This is a genomic window from Pantoea sp. VS1, from assembly GCF_002207995.1.
Taxonomy (GTDB): domain Bacteria; phylum Pseudomonadota; class Gammaproteobacteria; order Enterobacterales; family Enterobacteriaceae; genus Pantoea; species Pantoea dispersa.
Genome location: NZ_NHZE01000168.1, coordinates 1 through 415 on the forward strand (window position 1 = coordinate 1; position 415 = coordinate 415).

Below are 415 nucleotides of genomic sequence, written 5' to 3' on the forward strand. Positions count from 1 at the left end.
CCACATGAGGACATCCCCATGAAGAAGCGATTTTCCGACGAACAGATCATCAGTATTCTCCGCGAGGCAGAAGCCGGGGTTTCAGCCCGGGAACTCTGCCGCAAGCATGCCATTTCAGACGCTACCTTTTACACCTGGCGCAAGAAGTTTGGTGGCATGGAAGTTCCCGAAGTGAAGCGGCTCAAGTCGCTTGAAGAGGAGAACGCCCGCCTCAAGAAGCTGCTCGCTGAAGCCATGCTGGATAAGGAGGCGCTTCAGGTGGCTCTTGGCCGAAAGTTCTGACGACAGACCAGAAGCGGGAAGCCGTGGAAGTCATGTGCGAGGCCGCAGGTTTGTCGCAACGCCGTGCCTGCAGGCTGGCAGGTCTGTCACTTTCAACCTGCCGTTACTCGGCTCAGCGTCCGGCTGCTGACGC

1 pseudogene is annotated in these 415 nt (G+C 58.1%); it reads left to right on the forward strand.

The features are described 5' to 3' along the window. Nucleotides 1-18: 18 nt before the first annotated feature. Nucleotides 19-415 (forward strand): annotated as a pseudogene (locus tag CBW22_RS25650) (transposase); the annotation flags it as partial.